Here is a 19,610-nt window from a genome sequence, read left to right as displayed (position 1 = left end):
GGAACGGGCGTCGCCGGATGCGATGATCCGGGCCATGACTTCCCGCTCCGTCCTTGTTCTCCTGCCGATGGCGTTGTCGGCCACGGCCGTCTCCCCGGTCGTCTGCGCGGCGGAGATGTCCCGCGCCGAGATCGGCGCCGCGCGTGCCCGCATCGAGCAGACCTACCAGGCCAAGGTGCGCGAGTGCAACCAGCGTTTCGTCGTGACCGGCTGCCTGGAGGACGCGCGCGACGAACGCATCCGCCAGTTGCGCCCGTTGGACCACGCGGAACATCAGGTCAACGCCGAGGAGCGCCTGCGCCGCAGCGCCGCTGCGCGCGAGCGCGTCGAGCAGAACGAACGCGAGGCCGCCAAGGACGAGGCCCGACGCAAGACCGAATCGGTGCGCGAAGCGGCGCAGGCTGCGTCGGTCCCCATGCTGCCCGGTGCGCGGACGCCGCGCGCCAATCCCGAGCTGCATCAGCGCCGGGAGGCACAGCTGGACGCCGAGGCGAAGGCCGACGCGGCCAAGCGCCGCGAAGCCGCCGCCGAGCGCCGTCAGAAGGCGCAGGACCGACAGCGCAAGGCGGAGGCGCAGCAGGGGCGCTCCGCGGAGAAGGCCGCCTCCGCGGCGTCCGCGCCGGTGGGCAAGAACACGAAGCCGCCCGCGGCCCATCTGCCGACGCCTTCCGCCTCCGACATTCGCGCGCTGCCCAAGCCCTGAGGGTCCAAGGCGAGGATGGCACGCGATGCCGTCCTCGTGGCGCCCCAAGCAAAACGCCGGTCTGTCGACCGGCGTTCTTCATGAGGGGCGGGGAGGGCCCTGGTGCGAGCGGCTGGCTCGCATCGGTTACTCGAGCGGGTCCACCCGCACGATCGCCAGCGACAGGTTGTCGCCCGTGCCCTTGGCGCGCTGGCGCGCCTTGTTGACCAGCAGCTCGGCGCCGTCGCGCGGCGGCAGGCTGTGCATCACCGTGCCGAGCTCGGCCGGGGAGAAGTAGTGCCACAGGCCGTCGCTGCAGCACATCAGCGTGTCGCCGTGCTCCAGGTGCTCGATGAAGGACTCGACCGGCGTCGGCTCCTGCACCGTGCCCAGGCAGGCCGTCAGCAGGTTCGACTGCGGATGGACCAGCGCTTCGTCTTCCGTGATCTGGCCTTCGTCGACCAGGCGCTGCACGTAGGACTGGTCCAGCGAGCGCGTCACCATGTTGGGGCCGCGGAAGTGGTAGATCCGCGAGTCGCCGGTGTGGATCCAGTAGCAGCGCCTATCGGCCGTCAGCAGGTAGGCCGCCAGCGTGCTGTGCGGCTCTTCCTCGGCCGAGATCGCCGTCAGGCGGATCATCAGGTGGGATTCCGAGACGATCTGTCGCAGCAGGTCGGATTCGTCCTCCTCGCCGGGGACGAAGCGTTCGAACAGCTGCTGGGCGGTGAGGATGACCTGGTCGGCGGCCTTGCGGCCTCCGCTCTTGCCGCCCATGCCGTCGGCGACGATGCCGAGCACACAGCCGCTCTGTCGGGGATGGGCGATGACCTGGACCTGATCCTGCTGGTACAGGCGATCGCCCCGATGGATGCCGGTGGCGGCGCTGAGGCGATAGCCTGGGGTGTTGCGACTCATCCCAAAACTATAATCGTCCTGCTCGGCTTCCCGGTCGAGTGGTTCCCCGTTTATGGATGAACAACTTCACTCTCCAGCGCGCCGTCTGATTGAACTTCGCATCGCCCATGCGGAGTTGGACGGCCGCATCGACGCCTTGATGGGCGTCCTGCGTGCCGACACGGTCGTGGACTTCGGCCCGGTCGCGCCCATCGCGTCCATTGCAGCCCTCACGGATGATCCGACGATCGGGGCAGGACTCGCCGTGCCGCCCGTCGACGAACTGACGCTGCGCCGCCTCAAGAAGCAACGCCTGGCACTGCGCGACGAGATCGCGCGCCTCGAACGCGCCAGTGACCCCGATGAGCCCGCCTGACCGTCACGATCCCGCCATCGACGACTCGACCGACGACGCCACCGGGGATTCGACCGACGATCTGATGGCTGACGCCCCGTGGGGCGCAGGCGAGGTGTCGCCAGCGCTGGCGGCCTCGCGCGCCCGCGCGGCGGCCGAGGAACTGCGTCCGGGCGAGCTGGAGCAGTCGGTGATCGCCGCGTTCGACACGGGCGGCCCGCTGTCACGACATGGCCCCGGTTATGCCCCTCGCGAGCCGCAGCAGCGCATGGCGCTGGCCGTCGCGCAGGCGATCGCCGGGCGCGACACGCTGGTCGTCGAGGCCGGCACCGGTGTCGGCAAGACCTTCGCGTATCTGGTGCCGGCGCTGCTCAGCGGCGGTCGCACGTTGATCAGCACCGCGACGAAAAGCCTGCAGGATCAGCTCTTCATGCGCGACCTGCCGCGGCTGCTGGACACCTTCGCGCTGCCGCTGCGCGCGGCGTTGCTGAAGGGGCGAGGGAGTTACCTCTGCTTGCACCGGCTTCAGCAGGCGCGCCACAGCGCGGAACTGCCGGACCGGCGTGCCGTGGCGCAGCTCGCGCGCATCGAACGCTGGGCGATGACGACCCACACCGGCGACTTCGCCGAGATCGACGGCATGGACGAGCGCTCGCCGGTGATCCCGATCGTCAGCTCGACGCGCGACAACTGCCTCGGTACCGACTGCCCGTCCTACCGCGACTGTCACGTCGTGAAGGCGCGGCGCGAGGCGATGGAAGCGGACCTCGTCGTCGTGAACCACCATCTGTTCTTCGCCGACCTCGTGCTGCGTGACAGCGGCGTCGCGGAACTGCTGCCCAGCGTCGAGGTCGCGATCTTCGACGAGGCCCATCAACTGCCCGAGGCCGGTCTCAATTTCCTTGGCCGTCTGCTGGGCAGCGCACAACTGTTCGACTTCGGACGCGACATGCTTGCGCAAGGACTGGCGCATGCGCGCGGGCTGCAGGAGTGGCAGGCGATCTCGGGTGGCGTCGAGCGCGCGGCACGTGCCCTGCGGCTGGCCTGCGCCGGTGGACGCGAGCTGCGTGGCGTGCTCAAGCTGCGTTGGAGCGAATGTTCAGGCCGTTCCGATTTCGAAGAGGCGCTGGTGCAGGTGACCCAGGCGATCGAGCTCAGCGTGGATGCGCTGGGAACGGTGATGGAAGTCGGGCCGGACCTCGTGCGCCTGCACGAGCGCGCGGTCGAGCTCTACAAGACGGCGCAGCTGTTCGCGCGGGCGCCGGACCCGGGCGCGGTGCGGTGGGTCGATGTCGGCACGCATCAGGTCCGTTTGATGGAGTCGCCGCTGGACATCCGCGAAGCGATGCAGGAGGCGCTCGCGAGCACGCCCAAGGCCTGGGTGTTCACGTCGGCGACGCTGGGCGAGGACGATGCGCTCACCTGGTTCACCGAGCCCGCCGGACTCGGTCAGGCGCGCACCTTGCGCGTGGGCAGCCCGTTCGACTACGCGTCGCACGCGCGGCTCTACGTGCCCAAGCATTTCCCCAAGCCCTCGGAGCCCGATCACGGCGAATCGGTGGGCTGGCTCGGCGCGCGTCTGGCGGCGCAGCTTGGCGGACGCACCTTCATCCTGACGACGACGCTGCGTCAGCTGCAGACGGTGGCGGACGTGCTGCGCCAGCGATTCGAGGAAGGGGGTCATCGCATCGAGGTGCTGGTGCAGGGCACGATGCCGAAGCGGCAACTGCTGCAGCAGTTCGTCGATCAGCCGGCCTCGGTCCTGGTCGGCTCGGCGAGCTTCTGGGAGGGCATCGACGTGCCCGGTGACTCGCTGCAATGCGTGCTCATCGACAAGCTGCCGTTCCCGCCGCCGAACGATCCGCTGGTCGAGGCGCGCGTCGCGCGGCTGGAGTCCGAGGGCCGCAATCCCTTCATGGAGTACTTCGTCGCCGAGGCCGCGATCGCGCTGAAGCAGGGCGCCGGGCGACTGATCCGCACCGAGACCGACCGCGGCCTGCTGGTCGTCTGCGATCCGCGCCTGGCGGGCTCGCACTACGGCAAGCGGCTGCGCGGGGCGCTTCCGCCGATGACGCAGGTGCCGGACGAAACGACGGCGCAGGCGTGGCTTGCCGAGCTGAAGGCGTCCCACGACGGATGAACGAATCAGCCCGCTCAAGAGCGGGCTGATTTCTTTCCGAGGGCGTTGGATCTGGTGGGCTGAAGCTTGCCAGACTAGGCGCGAGGGGCCGCCGCATAGCAGCGCTATGCAAGGCCGTGAGCAACGACGTACGGCGAGCTTCAGCTCACCAGATCTGCCACCAGGCGCGGTCTTTCGGCTTGGCCTTGCCGGTCGTCAGGTACGAGCTGTCCGGGAAGCTGGCCTGCAGCACGCGGCGGCTGTCATCGCGCAGCTGTTCCAGTCCGAGCTTGTCATAGCTCTGCACCATCAGGAACAGCGCCTCTTCCAGCGCGGGGGCGTTCTGGAACTCCATCAGCGCGGCCTGGCCCCGGTTGGCCGATGCCAGATAGGCGCCGCGGTTGTAGTAGTAGCGCGCCACATGCACCTCGTAAGCCGCGAGGCTGTTGGTGATGTAGTCGATGCGGATGCGACCGTCCTCGGAGTACTTCGATTCCGGGAACTGCTCCACCAGCTGCTTGAACGCCTGCATCGAATCGCGCGCGGCCTGCTGGTCGCGCTCGCTGATGTCCTGGCGGGCGATGCGGCCGAACAGGCCGAGGTCGTCGTTGAAGTTGACCAGGCCCTTCATGTACAGCGCGTAGTCCAGCGCCGGGCTGGACGGGTTGAGCTTGATGAAGCGGTCCAGCACCGTCACGGCCTGCACGCGCTCGCCGCTCTTGTAGTTCGCCCAGGCCAGGTCGAGCTGCGCCTGCTGGCCCAGCGTCGTGCCCGCGGCGCGGCCTTCGATGCGTTCCAGCGTCTTGATCGCCCGGTCGTAGGAGCCGGAGAGCATGTCCTCCTTGGCCTCTGCGTACAATTTCTCCAGGTTGGCCTGGGAATTCGGGTCTTCCTTGGGGGCGGACGAACAGGCCGCCAGCCCCAGCACGGCAGCTGCCGCGGCGGTCACCGCCACGCAGCGCCACGCGGCGCGCCAGGTGCCGGACACTTCAGAAGAATCCGCGGTCCGGCGGCGCAACACCCGAGTCTCGATCATGGTCCACAGGGCGCGCGCCACGGCGGCCCTCATCTGAAATTGGAGCGGCGATTATATGGTTCAGGTCGGTCACGACCCGGCGGCGCAGGACGGGCTTTACCCGAGTGGGAAACCCGGTGAAAAACCGGGTGGGACACCAGGTGACGCATCGGGACCCGCCGCGCTCCCCGAGGGCATCGACGACGCCCAGGACGTCGGTGCCGACGTCCCCGAACGCCGCAGCGCGGAGGCCGGTCGCGACGAACTCGCGCTGCGCCTGGACAAATGGCTGGTGCAGATGGCGCCGGAGTTCTCGCGCAGCCACCTGCAGGGCCTGATCGAGCGCGGATGCGTCACGCTGGACGGGCAGCGCGTCACCCACGCCTCGCGCAAGCCCCGGCTGGGGCAGACGCTGGAGGTGGAGCTCGTCCCGACCGAGGAGGCCCTGGCCTTCCGCGCGGAGCCGCTGCCGCTCGACATCGTCTTCGAGGACGACCATCTGCTCGCGGTGAACAAGCCGGCCGGGCTGGTCGTCCATCCGGCGGCGGGCAACTGGTCCGGCACGCTGATGAACGGACTGCTGGCGCATCACGCCAAGGCGGCGACGCTGCCGCGCGCGGGCATCGTGCACCGGCTGGACAAGGACACCTCGGGACTGATGGTCGTGGGCAAGACGCTGCAGGCGGTCACCGCGCTGGTGCGGATGATCGCGGCGCGCGAGGTCCATCGCGAGTACCTCGCGCTGGTCCATGGCCGCACGCCCGACGAATGGATCGTCGAGGCACCGATCGGCCGCGATCCGCAGTCGCGCACGCGGATGGCCGTGGTCGGCGGCGGCAAACCCGCGCGCACCGACTTCTTCAAGCTGGGCGAGGGCGAGTGGCAGGACACGCGCGGCCTGAGCCGGACGGTGTCGTCGCTGCACTGCGTGCTGCATTCGGGCCGCACGCACCAGATCCGCGTGCATGCCGCGCATCGCGGACATGCGCTGGTGTCGGACGCGCTCTACGGCGGGGCCGGGGCGCTGGGCGTGCCGCGTCAGGCGCTGCATGCCGCGCGGCTCGGCTTCGCGCATCCGGTCACCGGCGAGGCGCTGCGCTTCGAGGCCCCGCTGCCGGACGATCTGGCGTCGGGGTGGCGCGTCGCGGGTTTGCCCGATCCGGTGTTCTGAGAGCCGGGCGTGCGCTCGCGCTACAATGCGTTCCAGTCCTTGCGTTGAAACCCACGTGAAGAGCGTGCGCAAGACGGCGACGGGCTGGTTGTCGACCCCGTTCGCAGCGCAGGCCGCACACCGACGCGGCGCCCCACTGACCGGCCGGATCCACCCACTGAGCGGCGGCCGTTGGAGCACAGAGCTCCCAAGCAAGCAGATCGAATCCGTCCGGCGCGGCCTGTTGCCGTCGTCGACGCCCCAGATGGCGACACACACCGATTTGACCGGCCTCCAGGCCGGCGTCACGAACTGAGTTCATGCTGACCTCATGAATACGCAGGAGGCGAAGCGGGTCCTCGAAACGGCGTTGCTGTGCGCGCAGGCGCCGCTGACGCTGCGCGACATGCGTTCGCTGTTCGCGGAGGCGCTCAACGGCGACAGCGTGCGGACGCTGCTCGACGAGCTGCTGCGCGAATGGGAAGGACGCGGCGTCGAGCTGGTGGCCTTGTCCTCCGGCTGGCGCTTCCAGAGCCGGCCCGAGATGCGCGAGCATCTGGACCGGTTGCATCCGGAGAAGCCGCTGAAGTATTCGCGGGCGGTGCTGGAGACGCTGGCGATCATCGCCTACCGTCAACCGGTGACCCGCGGCGACATCGAGGACATCCGCGGCGTGGTGGTGGCGACGCCCATCATCAAGCAGCTCGAGGACCGCGACTGGATCGAGGTCATCGGGCATCGCGAGGCGCCGGGCCGGCCGGCGCTGTATGCGACGACGAAGCATTTCCTGGACGACCTGGGGCTGCATTCGCTGGAGCAGTTGCCGGCCTTGATCCAGGGCGGCGACCCGACGCCGATCGCCGGGGCGCTGCAGGCCTCGCTGCTGGAGGATCCGCCCGGCGACGTGATCGTCGAGGTGGAGCCGGCGGAGCCGGAGATCCAGCCGGTGGCGGCGGAAGGGGCGGTCGAGGCGGAGGCGGTCGTCGCGGACGCTGGGGCGGCTGAGGTGGGTGAGGTGGCTGAGGTGGGTGCAGCCACCGAAGTCCTTGAACCCGCTGCTCCTGTTGCTGAACCGTTTGAAACGAACCCGGCGGCGCCCGAATCCACGGACGCCGCCACTGAAGACGAATCCAAGCCGGCCGCCACGCGCGATCCGGGTGAAGAACCACAGGCTGGGGCCGTCAACCCCGAGCCCACTTGAGCGCCCCGGGAAGGGGCCGTGTCCACCGCTGACAAGGTGCAAGCCGACACATGAATTCCAACGATATCGACGATTCCAAGCCCGAGACGCTGACGACCGACCCGGCCGACGCGCCCGCGAAACCCAAGCGCACCCGCAAGGCCGCGGCCCCGGCGGAGGCGAGCGACCCGGGCGTCGCGCCCGTGGCCGAGGAGACGCCCAAGCCTCGAGCGCGCCGCAAGACGGCCGCCGCGGCGGAAGTGTCTGCCGAGGCTGAGGCGCAGGCACCTGCGGCCGAGGAGGCGCAGGCGCCCAAGCCCAAGCGCCGCACGACGAAGAAGTCCGCCGAGGCGGACGCCGCGTCGGAGCAGGCTGAACCCGCCGTGAGCCACGTGCCGGTCGCGACCGTCGAGGTCTCGCCCGCGCCGGTGTCGCCGGTGGCTGAAGCGGTCGGCGAGCTGGTGTCGCACGAGTCCCGTGAACCCCGTGAATCGCGGGAAGCGGGTCCGGTGCTGGGCGAGGGCGCCGACGGTGATGCCGGCAGCGACGGTGAAGGCCGTGGCCGCAATCGCCGCCGCCGCGGACGTGACCGTGATCGCGAGCCGCGTGAAGGTCAGCCGGCCCAGGCGCAGGGCGAGGCGTCGGACACGAACGGCGGCGCCGAGTTCGCGCCGTCGCAGGCCGACACGGCCCAGCTCCAGGCCGAGGCGCAGGCGCGCTTCGACGCGCTGGTGTCGGGTGCCTTCGATGCCGACGTCGAGGACGACGGTGCCGAGTCCGCGGAGATCGCCGAGGTCCAGGCCTCGTCCGACGACGACGGATCCGAGGCGACGGACCAGCCCGCCAAGCGCGTGCTTGCCCCCGATGCCGATGCGCCCAAGCTGCAGAAGGTGCTGGCGCAGGCCGGCGTCGGCTCGCGCCGCGACATCGAGGACATGATCGCCAGGGGCCAGATCACGGTGAACGACGAAGTCGCCCACGTCGGTCAGCGCATCTCCTACGGCGATCGCGTCGCCGTCGCAGGCAAGCCGATCAAGGTCCGCATCGCGCCGGTCGCGCCGCGGATCCTGGCGTACCACAAGCCCGTCGGCGAGGTCGTGACCTTCAACGATCCCGAAGGCCGCCCTACCGTCTTCCGCAACCTGCCGCGTCTGCCGCAGGGCAAGTGGCAGTCGGTCGGCCGACTCGACCTGAACACCGAAGGCCTGCTGCTGTTCACCAACTCCGGTGAGCTCGCCAATCTGCTGATGCACCCGCGCTTCGGCGTGGAGCGCGAGTACGCCGTGCGCGTGCTGGGCTCGCTGAGCAAGGAGCAGAAGGAGAAGCTGCTGGCCGGCGTCGACGTCGACGGTCAGCAGGCCAGCTTCAAGAGCATCGAGGACGGCGGCGGCGAAGGCGTGAACCGCTGGTATCGCGTCGTCATCACCGAAGGCCGCAACCGCGAAGTCCGCAAGCTGTTCGAGACCGTGGGCCTGGCCGTCAGCCGCCTGATCCGCATCCGCTACGGCACCGTCGTGCTGCCGCGCGGCCTGCGTCGTGGCGTCTACATCGAGCTCGGCGACGCCGACGTGCGCGTCATCCGCCAACTGGCCGGCAGCGAGCCGCGGGCGCCTCGTCACAACGAGCGCAACGATCGTGGCGACAAGCGTCGCCGCGGCAACAGCGATGGTCCGCGTCCGAGCCGTCCGGAACCGCGCAACGAGCAGCGCAGCGACCACCGCGGTGATCGCCATGAGCCGCGCGGTGCACGCAATGACCAGCGGGGTGATCAGCGCAATGATCAACGTGGCGACCAGCGCGGCGATCGCAACGATCAGCGCGGCGACCGCCAGGATCGTCCGCAGCGCAATGACCGCAACGATCAGCGCGCCCAGCCGAACCAGCCGCAGCGTCCGCAGCAGCAACAGCAGGAGCGCGAACGCGATCGCCGCCCCCGCGACGAGGATGATGACGACTTCATCCCGAAGCACATCAACCCGCTGGAGCAGACCTTCGACCGTCGCTTCGCGACCGGCAGCAAGCGCATCCCGCAGGGATTCGGCAGGGGCGGCAGCGACCCCGGCCACAACCCGAACCAGGGCAACAAGCGCGGTCCGGGTGGCGAACAGCAGCCGGATCCGATGAAGACCTCCATGGGCTACATCGGCGCCGACGCCTTCATCAACCGCAGCAACAACCGGGGCGGTGGTCGCCGCGGGGGCGGCGGCGGAGGTGGTGGCGGGGGCGGTGGTGGCCGCGGTCGCCGCTGATCACGTTTGAAAGCCGTGTTCCGCCATCCCGGCGGAGCAGGGCGGACCGGGCCGGGTTCCATCCCGGCTTTTTGCCTTCCGGTGACAGCCGTCTGATAACGGGATGTCACTTGGGGGCTTGACTTCACGCATTACAATCCCGGGCTTTGCCAAGCCCAAGATTTTCAAGGAAAAAGACATGGCCATCGAACGCACCCTCTCCATCATCAAGCCCGATGCCGTGGCCAAGAACGTCATCGGCCAGATCTACAGCCGCTTCGAAGGCGCCGGCCTGAAGGTCATCGCCTCCAAGCAGAAGCAGCTGTCGCGCGCCGAAGCCGAAGCGTTCTACGCCGTGCACAAGGCCCGCCCGTTCTTCAACGACCTGGTGACCTTCATGATCTCCGGCCCGGTGCAGATCCAGGTGCTGGAAGGCGAAGGCGCCATCCTGAAGAACCGTGACCTGATGGGCGCGACCGATCCGAAGAAGGCCGAGAAGGGCACCATCCGCGCCGACTTCGCCGACAGCATCGACGCGAACGCCGTGCACGGTTCGGACGCCGCCGAGACGGCCGCCGTGGAAGTGGCCTTCTTCTTCTCCGGCCTGGAAATCAACGCCCGCTGAATCGGGCAAGGCCTCTGACCTCCGGGCCATGAGGCCCTGAGTGGAAATGAGGAACGCATGATGGACACGGTCAACCTGCTCGGATTCGATCTGCAAGGCCTGGCCGCGTACTGCGAGCAGCTGGGGGAGAAGCGCTTCCGCGCGACCCAGCTGTTCCGCTGGATCCATCAGAAGGGCGCGTCGGACTTCGCCCAGATGTCCGACCTGGCCAAGTCGCTGCGCGACAAGCTGGCCGGGCGCGCCCACATCACCGCACTGCCGGTGATCTCCGAACACGTCTCGGCCGACGGCACCATCAAGTGGTTGTTCGACGTCGGCCAGGGCAACGCCGTCGAGGCGGTCTACATCCCCGAGGACGACCGGGCCACGCTGTGCATCTCCAGCCAGGCCGGCTGCGCCGTGGGCTGCCGCTTCTGTTCGACCGGCCATCAAGGCTTCAGCCGCAACCTCGAGACCTGGGAGATCGTCGCCCAGCTCTGGTACGCCGAGCACTCGCTGCGGCAACGCCTGGGCAAGGACGAACGCATCATCTCCAACGTCGTGATGATGGGCATGGGCGAGCCGCTGCAGAACTACAGCGCGTTGATCCCCGCGCTGAAGATGATGCTGGACGACCACGGCTACGGCCTGTCGCGGCGCCGCGTGACGGTGTCGACCTCGGGCGTGGTCCCGATGATCGACCGCCTGCGCGACGATGCGCCGGTGGCGCTGGCCGTGTCGCTGCACGCGCCCAGTGACCCGCTGCGCGACCAGCTGGTGCCGCTCAACCGCAAGTACCCGATCGCGGAACTGCTGGCGAGCTGCAACGCCTACCTGGACAAGGCGCCCCGCGACTTCATCACCTTCGAGTACTGCATGCTGCAGGAGGTGAACGACTCGCCGGAGCAGGCCCGCGAGCTGATCGCGCTGCTCAAGGGCAAGGTGCCCTGCAAGATCAACCTGATCCCGTTCAATCCGTTCCCCGCGTCGGGCCTGAAGCGCAGCACGAACGAGCGCGTGAAAGCCTTCGCCGACCTGCTGATCCAGGCCGGTATCGTGACGACCGTGCGCAAGACGCGCGGCGACGACATCGACGCCGCCTGCGGCCAGCTGGCCGGCGAGGTGCAGGACCGGACCCGGGTTCACCTGCGCATGGTGCGCGCGCCCGTGGTGGTACAGCGCGGCGCGGCATCGGGCGGTACGTCGGGCGCTTCAGCCGTTGCGCCCGCCACCGCCACGCCTTCGACCCCCGTCACTCCCACAGGCCCACGTCCATGACCCTTTCGTCGCCCGGCTTCCTTCTTCCGCGTCGTTCCGCCCGGACCCTGTCCGTCGTGCTGCTGATCGCCGCGGCCCTGGCCGGGTGCGCGGGTGGCGGGCAGCAGCAACAGCAGCCGCGCACGGAGAGCGACAAGACCGACAACGACCGCCGCGCGCAGGTGCGGCTCGAACTCGCCAGCGGCTACTTCGCCCGCGGCCAGTACGAGACGGCGCTGGACGAGGTCAAGCTCGCGATGTCCGCCAAGCCGGACCTGCCCGAAGCGATCAATCTGCGCAACCTGATCTACGCCGCGATGGGCGAGTTCGGGCTGGCCGAGGACGGCTTCAAGCAACTGATCGCCCGCGACCGCAACAACGCCGACACGCTGCACAACTACGGCTGGTTCCTGTGCCAGCGCCAGCGCTACGCCGAGGCCTACCAGCAGTTCGACGCGGCCGTGGCGATCCCCACCTACCGCACGCCGTCGCGCACGCTGCTCGCCTGGGGCGCCTGCGAAGCGCGCGAAGGCCGGCTGATTCCGGCGCAGGCCCACCTGACCAAGGCCTTCGAGGCTGAGCCGGGCAATCCGACGATCGCGCTGAACCTGGGCGAGGTGCTGTACCGCCAGGGGGAGTATGAGCGGGCCCGCTTCTACGTGCGCCGCGTCAACAGCAACGTGGAACAGGCGAATGCCGCCAGCCTCTGGCTGGAGCTGCGCATCGAGCGCCGCCTGGGGAACACCTCCAACCTGGACGATCTCGGCCAGCAGATGCGGCGCAAGTATCCGCAGGCGGCCGAGACACAAGCATTGAACAACGGTCGATTCGATGAATGAGGGACATCGCATGACTCCGACGGCCACCGACGAGGCGTCGCTCGCAGCCGATTTCGCTGCCTCCATGTCCGCGCCCAGCTCGGCCGGCGCCGTGCTGCGCCGGGCGCGCGAGGCCAGGGGCCTGCATATCGCCGCGCTGGCCGCGACGCTGAAGGTGCCGCAGTCGAAGCTGGAGGCCCTGGAGGCCGACCGCTACCAGGACCTCCCCGACGCGACCTTTGCCCGGGCGCTGGCGCGCTCGGTGTGTCGCGTCATGAAGCTCGATGCCGCGCAGGTGTTGATCCTGCTGCCGAGCAGCGGTGCCGAAGCCTCGCTGGACCGCGTGACGCCCGGCCTGAACCAGCCGTTCCGTGCCCGCTCGGTGAGCCAGGATCCGGCGCTGTCGACGGCCTTGCTCAAGCGCCCGGCGGTGCTGGGTGTCGGTGTGCTGCTGATCGCCGCGGTGGCGGTGTACGTCGTCCCGTCGAGCTGGATCGATCAGGTCACGCAGCGTTTCCGTCAGACCGATTCCGCCGCCACGGCACCCGGACCGGGGAGTGTGGTCGAGACGCCGCCAGCCGCGACGGAGATCCCGTCGACCACGGGAGATGCGCCCGTAGTGGGCGCCGCCGAGACCACACCGTCGGGCCAGGTGTCCGCCGGGACGTCGACGCTGCCGCCGCAGGGCTCCGGCGCGACCACCGCCGCAACGGCACCGACCATTGCGGCGCCGACCACAACCACACCGACCATCACGACACCGACGACCACGGCGCCTGCGCCGGCCGTCGCTGCCCAGACCCCGCCCGTGTCGCCGACTGGCGCGGCATCCGCGACCACCGGCCAACCGGTTCAAGCCGGCGCGCCGGCACCCGGCACGTCGCCCCTGAAGGTCCGGGCCCACGCCGAGGCCTGGGTCGAGGTCGTCGACGCCAAGGGTCAGGTGTTGCTGTCGAGACTGCTGCGTCCCGGTGACCTCGTCGACGTCAACGGCGTCGCCCCGCTGAAGCTGCGCGTGGGCAATGTGTCCGGCACGGAACTGGTGTTCCGCGGCCAGGCCGTGGACCTCGCCGCCCGGTCGCGCGACAACGTCGCGCGCCTCGAACTGAACTGACTCCACCCGACCCGACGGGCGCCGCAGCAGCCGTACCCCTTTCGCAAGAGCGCCGCAAGATGGACAAGCCAGCCACTCCCGATTTCGCCCAAGCCGTCGACCTTTCCGATCTGATCGCCGCCGCCGCGCCGTCCGCGCGCCGCTCGCGCCAGGCGCAGGTGCGCTGGGGCAGCCGCGTGGTGACGGTCGGCGGCGACGCGCCGGTGCGCGTGCAGTCGATGACCAACACCGACACCGTCGACGTCATCGAGACGGCGATCCAGGTCAAGGAGCTGGCGCAGGCCGGCTCCGAAATGGTCCGCATCACCGTCAACAACGCCGAGGCCGCCGACGCCGTCCCGCACATCCGCGAGCAGCTCGACCGCATGGGCATCGACGTGCCGCTGGTCGGCGACTTCCACTACAACGGCCACCGGCTGCTGACCGAGCACCCGGCCATGGCGCAGGCGCTGTCGAAGTACCGGATCAACCCGGGCAACGTCGGCAAGGGCGACAAGAAGGACCGCCAGTTCGCCCAGATGATCGAGGCCGCGATGCAGTACGACAAGGTCGTGCGCATCGGCGTCAACTGGGGCAGCCTGGACCAGGAACTGCTCGCCCAGATGATGGACGACAACGCGAAGCGCGCCGATCCCTGGGACGGCAAGCAGGTCATGTACCAGGCGCTGATCCAGTCGGCGCTGTCGTCGGCGTCGTACGCCCGCGAGTTGGGCATGAACCCCGACAACATCATCATCAGCTGCAAGGTCAGCGGCGTGCAGGACCTGATCTCGGTCTACCGCGCGCTGAGCAGGCGCTGCGACTACGCGCTGCACCTGGGCCTGACCGAGGCCGGCATGGGCACCAAGGGCACGGTGGCCTCGGCCGCGGCGCTGGCGGTGTTGCTGCAGGAAGGCATCGGCGACACCATCCGCGTCTCGCTGACGCCGCAACCCGGCGAGTCGCGCACGCAGGAAGTGGTGGTCGCGCTGGAGATCCTGCAGTCGCTGGGTCTGCGCGCGTTCAACCCGAGCGTCACCGCCTGCCCCGGCTGCGGTCGCACCACCAGCACGACCTTCCAGGAACTGGCCAAGCAGATCGACGACTTCCTGCGCGCGCAGATGCCGGTCTGGCGCGAGAAGTACCCCGGCGTCGAGACCATGAAGGTCGCGGTGATGGGCTGCATCGTCAACGGCCCCGGCGAGAGCAAGCATGCCGACATCGGCATCAGCCTGCCGGGCAACGGCGAGGCGCCGGCGGCGCCCGTCTTCATCGACGGCGAGAAGGCGCTGACCCTGCGCGGCGACAACATCGCCGGCGAGTTCCACGCCCTGGTCGAGACCTACATTGAAAAGCGCTTCGGCGCGAGCACCACCACCGCATGAGCAAGAACCTCCAGGCCGTCAAGGGGATGAACGACATCCTCCCGGCCAGTGTCGACCGCAAGGACAAGCTGCCGAGCAGCCAGCTGTGGAGCTGGTTCGAGACCACGCTGCGCGACGTGCTGCAGCGCTACGGCTACCAGTACATGCTGACCCCGGTCGTCGAGCCGACCGCGCTGTTCGTGCGCGGCCTGGGCGAGGTCACCGACATCGTCGAGAAGGAGATGTACTCCTTCACCGACAGCATGAACGGCGACAAGCTGACGCTGCGCCCGGAAGCCACCGCCGGCATCGTCCGCGCGATGGTCGAGCACAACGCGCTCTACAACGGCCCGCTGCGTCTGTGGACGATGGGCCCGATGTTCCGCCACGAGAAGCCGCAGAAGGGCCGCTACCGCCAGTTCAACCAGCTGGACGTCGAGGCGCTGGGCTTCGCCGGTCCGGACGTGGATGCCGAGATCATCCTGATGGTCCGGCGCCTGTGGCAGCAGCTGGGTCTGGTCGTCGGCGAGCATGTGCGCCTGGAGCTGAACTCGCTGGGCCAGCCGGAGGAGCGCGCCGCGCACCGCGCCGCGCTGATCACCCACTTCGAAGCCCACGCCGACAAGCTCGACGAGGACGGCAAGCGCCGCCTGCACACCAATCCGCTGCGCATCCTCGACACGAAGAATCCGGCCATGCAGGCCGTCGTCGAGGCGGCGCCGCACCTGATGGATTTCCTCGGCGAGGAAAGCCTGGCCCACTTCAATGCCGTGCGCGCGATCCTGGACGCCGCGGGCGTCGAGTACCGCATCAACACGCGCCTGGTGCGCGGCATGGACTACTACAACCTGACCGTCTTCGAATGGGTGACCGACCAGCTCGGCTCCCAGGGCACGGTCTGCGGCGGCGGTCGTTACGACGGACTGTTCGAACAGCTCGGCGGCAAGCCGACGCCGGCGGTGGGCTTCGGCCTCGGCATCGAGCGCCTGCTGCTGCTGATCGACGAACTGGGCCTGCCGGTGCCGTCGTCTGCCCCGGACGTGTACGCGATCCTGCCGGACGCGGCCGTGCTGCCGCAGGCGATCCCCGTGCTGGAAGTGCTGCGCGCCGAAGGCGTCGCGGTGCAGATGCATGCGGGCGGTGGCTCGTTCAAGTCGCAGTTCAAGAAGGCCGACGCGTCGGGCGCCCGCTTCGCGCTGGTGTTCGGTCCTGACGAACTCGCCCGCGGCGAAGTCGCCGTCAAGCCGCTGCGCGGCGAGGGCGAGCAAGTGACACGCCCGCTTAACACGGTCGCCGCATGGGCGGCCGACCTGCGCACCGCATAATCGCGACCTCGAATTTCAACCCGGACCCTCACTCGAACATGGCGGCTCATCTCGATCTCGAAGAACAGGAACAGTTGGAGCAGCTCAAGGCGTTCTGGAAGCGCTGGGGCAATCCGATCACCTGGCTGCTGACGCTGGCGCTGGTCGCCTACGCCGGCTGGACCGGCTGGAACTACTGGCAGCGCACCGAGGCCGCCAAGGCCGCCGCGATGTACGGTGAGCTGCAACGTGCGGCGCAGGCTGCCGATCTGGGCAAGAGCGTCGCCGTGTTCGGCAACCTCAAGCAGGACTACGCCGGCACCGGCTACGCCGCGCAGGCCGCGCTGGTGACCGCCAAGCTGCAGCTGGACAAGGAAAAGCCCGACGACGCGCGTGCCACGCTGACCTGGGCCGCCGCCAATGCGAAGGGCGATGCCTACCGCGATCTGGCCCGCCTGCGCCTGGCTGCGCTGCAGATGGACGCCAAGCAGCTCGACGAAGCCGGCAAGACGCTGGACGCCGTCAAGAGCGCGGACTTCGCGGCGCTGGTGGCCGATCGGCGCGGCGATCTGGCGCTGCTGCAGAACAAGCCCGACGTCGCCAAGACCGAATTCAAGAAGGCCTACGACGGCCTGGACAAGCAGCTCGACTATCGCCGCCTGCTCGAAGTGAAGCTGGCCAGCCTGGGCGTGGCTGTCGGCGGCGACGAGCCCGCCGCGGGAGCTCCCCAGTGAACGCCGGCCTGACCCTCGGTCGGCTGGCCCGAGCGCTGCTGCTGGGCGGCGTCGCCGCGACGCTGGGCGCCTGCTCGCTGTTCAGCAGCTCCACCGCGCCCAAGCCGGCCGCGCTGGAGAACATCACGCCGTCCCTGCAGGCCCGCGTGGCCTGGGAAGCGCGTGTGGACAGCGTCAAGTTCCCGCTCACGATCACGGCGGTCAACGACCGCTTCATCGTCGGCGGCTCGGACGGCGTCATCAGCGCCATCTCCGCGAATGACGGCACCACGCTGTGGCGCGCCGATATCGGCAAGGGTCTGACGGCGGGTGTCGGCAGCGATGGCCGTTTCGCCGCGGCGGTGACGCGCGACAACGAGCTGGTCGTGACCGAAGGCGACAAGATCCTGTGGCGCAAGACGATGACGACCCCGGTCGTGACCTCGCCGTTCGTCGCGGGTGAACGCGTGTTCGTGCTGACGCTGGATCGCGCGGTGCTGGCCTTCGATGCGGTCGACGGTCGCCGTCTGTGGGAGCTGCGCCGTCCGGGCGAGCCGCTGACGCTGCAGCAGGCCGGCGTGATCGGCGCCTACCAGAACACGCTGCTGGTGGGGCAGGGCTCGCGCCTGGCGGGCATCGATCCCACCCGCGGCCTGCTGATGTGGGAAGCGACCATCGCCAACCCGCGCGGCACCAACGAGGTCGAGCGCTTGGCCGACCTGGTCGGTCCGCTGGCCCGCGACAACGACATCTTCTGCGCCCGCGCCTTCCAGTCGGCGGTCGCCTGCGTCAATGGTGAGCGTGGCAACACGGTCTGGACCCGCAACAACGCCGGCCTGCGCGGCGTCGGTGCCGACTCGACGATCGTCGTCGGCGGCGATGCCTCCGACCGGCTGACCGCCTGGGGCACGCGCACCGGCGACGTCGTCTGGACCGCCGACCAGTTCCAGAACCGCAAGCTCAGCGCGCCGGTGGTGACCGACAAGTCGGTCATCGTCGGCGACAGCGAGGGCTACGTGCATTTCCTGTCCAAGGACAAGGGTCTGACCGTGCAGCGCCTGCAGACCGACAGCTCCGGCATCGCCGCGGCGCCGGTGCAGCTCGGCGGCACGGTGCTGATCGCCACTCGCAGCGGACGCCTGTTCGCGCTGCGCCAAGACTGATATGAAACCTGTGATCGCCCTGGTGGGCCGCCCCAACGTGGGCAAGTCCACGCTGTTCAACCGGATGACGAAGAGCCGCGACGCCATCGTCGCGGACTTCGCCGGCCTCACGCGCGACCGCCATTACGGCGACGGTCGCCTGGGCGATCGCGAGTTCATCGTCATCGACACCGGCGGCTTCGAGCCGGACAGCACCACCGGCATCGTCAAGGAGATGGCCAAGCAGACCCGCCAGGCCGTGGCCGAAGCGGATGCCGTCATCTTCGTGCTGGACGTGCGCACCGGCCTGGCTGGGCAGGACATGGACATCGGCCGCTACCTGCGCCAATGCAACAAGCGCGTCTTCGTCGCCGTCAACAAGGCCGAAGGCATGAGCGACAGCCCGCTGCTGGCCGAGTTCCATGAACTCGGCATGGGCGAGCCGCATCCGGTCTCCGCGGCGCACGGGCAGGGCATCCGCTCGCTGCTCGAGGCGGTGCTGGACAGCTTCGAGGCGCCGGTCGAGGACGAGGAGCCCGCGGAGGGTGCCGGTCCCGACGATGAGCGTGCGATCCGCCTGGCGGTCGCCGGCCGTCCCAACGTCGGCAAGAGCACGCTGATCAACACCTGGCTCGGCGAGGAGCGGCTGGTCGCCTTCGACATGCCCGGCACGACGCGCGACGCGATCAGCGTCGACTTCGAGCACAACGGTCAGAAGTTCAAGCTCATCGACACCGCCGGCCTGCGCCGCAAGGGCAAGGTCTTCGAGGCGATCGAGAAGTTCTCGGTCGTGAAGACCCTGCAGGCGATCGCCGACGCCAACGTCGTGCTGCTGCTGATCGACGCGACGCAAGGCGTCACCGACCAGGACGCGCACATCGCCGGCTACGCGCTGGACAGCGGCCGCGCGGTGGTCATCGCGATCAACAAGTGGGACGCGATCGACAGCTACCAGCGCGAGACCATCGAGCGCCAGATCCAGACGCGGCTGGGCTTCCTGCGCTTCGCACCGATCCTCAAGATCTCCGCGCTGAAGCGGCAGGGCCTGGGCCCGCTGTGGAAGGCGCTGGCGGACGCCTATTCATCGGCCTATCGCAAGATGACGACGCCGGTGCTGACCCGCCTGATCATGGAAGCGGTCCAGCATCAGCAGCCGCAGCGCGCGGGCGTCTCGCGTCCCAAGCTGCGCTACGCGCACCAGGGCGGCATGAACCCGCCGATCGTCGTCATCCACGGCAATGCGCTCGAAGGCGTCAGCGACGTCTACAAGCGTTATCTGGAAGGACGCATCCGCGACCACTACAAGCTGGTGGGCACGCCGATGAAGATCGAGCTGCGTTCCTCGAAGAATCCGTTCGCCGACACCTGACGACAGCGCGGTCCGGGGAAACCCGGTGCTGTGATAAGGTGTGGCATTCCAACACCTCACTTCCAACACGGAGAATATCGTGAGCAACAAAGGACAACTCTTGCAAGACCCTTTCCTGAACCTGCTGCGCAAGGAGCATGTTCCTGTGAGCATCTACCTCGTGAACGGCATCAAGCTGCAAGGCCATATCGAGTCCTTTGACCAGTACGTGGTGCTGCTGCGCAATACGGTGACGCAGATGGTCTACAAGCACGCCATCTCGACGGTGGTTCCGGGCCGTGCGGTGAACTTCCACACCGGCGAGAGCAACGACGCCAGCTGAA

17 protein-coding genes and 1 pseudogene are annotated in these 19,610 nt (G+C 68.9%); 16 read left to right on the top strand and 2 right to left on the bottom strand.

The window, feature by feature from the left end; genetic code table 11:
• Positions 1-34: 34 nt before the first annotated feature.
• Complete coding sequence (locus tag ABE85_RS13995; protein WP_157522383.1) at positions 35-703, top strand: hypothetical protein; 669 nt, start codon at positions 35-37, stop codon at positions 701-703.
• A gap of 126 nt (positions 704-829) precedes the next feature.
• On the opposite strand, the gene ABE85_RS13990 is transcribed toward ABE85_RS13995, so the two are convergent.
• The gene (locus ABE85_RS13990) at positions 830-1,597 is read right to left on the bottom strand and encodes a PP2C family serine/threonine-protein phosphatase (RefSeq protein ID WP_067275566.1); all 768 of its coding nucleotides are present in this window, start codon (positions 1,595-1,597) and stop codon (positions 830-832) included.
• A 52-nt stretch (positions 1,598-1,649) separates the two neighbouring features.
• Between ABE85_RS13990 and ABE85_RS13985 the strand changes: the two genes are divergently transcribed.
• On the top strand, positions 1,650-1,952 hold the full coding sequence (locus ABE85_RS13985; RefSeq protein WP_082938602.1) for a YdcH family protein: 303 nt from the start codon (positions 1,650-1,652) through the stop codon (positions 1,950-1,952).
• Positions 1,939-4,071, top strand: coding sequence for an ATP-dependent DNA helicase (locus tag ABE85_RS13980; RefSeq protein ID WP_231993090.1), 2,133 nt, complete (start codon positions 1,939-1,941; stop codon positions 4,069-4,071). Before ABE85_RS13985 ends, ABE85_RS13980 begins: the two co-directional genes overlap by 14 nt.
• Positions 4,072-4,216: 145 nt before the next feature.
• On the opposite strand, the gene ABE85_RS13975 is transcribed toward ABE85_RS13980, so the two are convergent.
• Positions 4,217-5,038 carry an outer membrane protein assembly factor BamD gene (locus tag ABE85_RS13975; RefSeq protein WP_231993089.1) on the bottom strand — a complete coding sequence of 274 codons (822 nt, stop codon included), beginning with the start codon at positions 5,036-5,038 and terminating at the stop codon, positions 4,217-4,219.
• 103 nt (positions 5,039-5,141) lie between these two features.
• Between ABE85_RS13975 and ABE85_RS13970 the strand changes: the two genes are divergently transcribed.
• From ABE85_RS13970 to hfq, 13 genes and pseudogenes are all read left to right on the top strand, one after another.
• Positions 5,142-6,236: an RluA family pseudouridine synthase gene (locus ABE85_RS13970; RefSeq protein WP_082938601.1), complete on the top strand. Its 1,095-nt coding sequence runs from the start codon at positions 5,142-5,144 to the stop codon at positions 6,234-6,236.
• A gap of 310 nt (positions 6,237-6,546) precedes the next feature.
• Positions 6,547-7,377, top strand: a pseudogene (gene scpB, locus ABE85_RS13960) (SMC-Scp complex subunit ScpB); the annotation flags it as partial.
• 89 nt (positions 7,378-7,466) lie between these two features.
• On the top strand, positions 7,467-9,644 hold the full coding sequence (locus ABE85_RS13955; RefSeq protein WP_082938600.1) for a pseudouridine synthase: 2,178 nt from the start codon (positions 7,467-7,469) through the stop codon (positions 9,642-9,644).
• Between the two features lie 178 nt (positions 9,645-9,822).
• Entirely contained in the window at positions 9,823-10,248 is a 426-nt protein-coding gene (ndk, locus tag ABE85_RS13950; RefSeq protein ID WP_067275554.1) for a nucleoside-diphosphate kinase, read from the top strand.
• Positions 10,249-10,305: 57 nt separating this feature from the next.
• On the top strand, positions 10,306-11,505 hold the full coding sequence (gene rlmN, locus ABE85_RS13945; protein WP_082938599.1) for a 23S rRNA (adenine(2503)-C(2))-methyltransferase RlmN: 1,200 nt from the start codon (positions 10,306-10,308) through the stop codon (positions 11,503-11,505).
• Entirely contained in the window at positions 11,502-12,323 is an 822-nt protein-coding gene (gene pilW / locus ABE85_RS13940; RefSeq protein WP_067275552.1) for a type IV pilus biogenesis/stability protein PilW, read from the top strand. The genes rlmN and pilW overlap by 4 nt, the downstream gene beginning before the upstream one ends.
• A gap of 10 nt (positions 12,324-12,333) precedes the next feature.
• Positions 12,334-13,416 carry a RodZ domain-containing protein gene (locus ABE85_RS13935; protein ID WP_197507009.1) on the top strand — a complete coding sequence of 361 codons (1,083 nt, stop codon included), beginning with the start codon at positions 12,334-12,336 and terminating at the stop codon, positions 13,414-13,416.
• 59 nt (positions 13,417-13,475) lie between these two features.
• Positions 13,476-14,780: a flavodoxin-dependent (E)-4-hydroxy-3-methylbut-2-enyl-diphosphate synthase gene (gene ispG / locus ABE85_RS13930; RefSeq protein WP_067275549.1), complete on the top strand. Its 1,305-nt coding sequence runs from the start codon at positions 13,476-13,478 to the stop codon at positions 14,778-14,780.
• Complete coding sequence (hisS, locus tag ABE85_RS13925; RefSeq protein WP_067275545.1) at positions 14,777-16,084, top strand: histidine--tRNA ligase; 1,308 nt, start codon at positions 14,777-14,779, stop codon at positions 16,082-16,084. The genes ispG and hisS overlap by 4 nt, the downstream gene beginning before the upstream one ends.
• A gap of 38 nt (positions 16,085-16,122) precedes the next feature.
• Positions 16,123-16,797 carry a tetratricopeptide repeat protein gene (locus tag ABE85_RS13920; protein ID WP_067275542.1) on the top strand — a complete coding sequence of 225 codons (675 nt, stop codon included), beginning with the start codon at positions 16,123-16,125 and terminating at the stop codon, positions 16,795-16,797.
• Positions 16,794-17,939: an outer membrane protein assembly factor BamB gene (bamB, locus tag ABE85_RS13915; RefSeq protein ID WP_067275539.1), complete on the top strand. Its 1,146-nt coding sequence runs from the start codon at positions 16,794-16,796 to the stop codon at positions 17,937-17,939. Before ABE85_RS13920 ends, bamB begins: the two co-directional genes overlap by 4 nt.
• A gap of 1 nt (position 17,940) precedes the next feature.
• Positions 17,941-19,287, top strand: a complete 1,347-nt coding sequence (gene der / locus ABE85_RS13910) for a ribosome biogenesis GTPase Der (RefSeq protein WP_067275535.1) — start codon at positions 17,941-17,943, stop codon at positions 19,285-19,287.
• Positions 19,288-19,366: 79 nt separating this feature from the next.
• Positions 19,367-19,609 carry an RNA chaperone Hfq gene (gene hfq / locus ABE85_RS13905; RefSeq protein WP_067275532.1) on the top strand — a complete coding sequence of 81 codons (243 nt, stop codon included), beginning with the start codon at positions 19,367-19,369 and terminating at the stop codon, positions 19,607-19,609.
• Position 19,610: the final 1 nt, after the last annotated feature.

Origin of the sequence: Mitsuaria sp. 7, from assembly GCF_001653795.1 — a bacterium.
Taxonomy (GTDB): Bacteria; Pseudomonadota; Gammaproteobacteria; order Burkholderiales; family Burkholderiaceae_C; genus Roseateles.
This window is presented reverse-complemented; position numbering and strand designations above follow the sequence as displayed.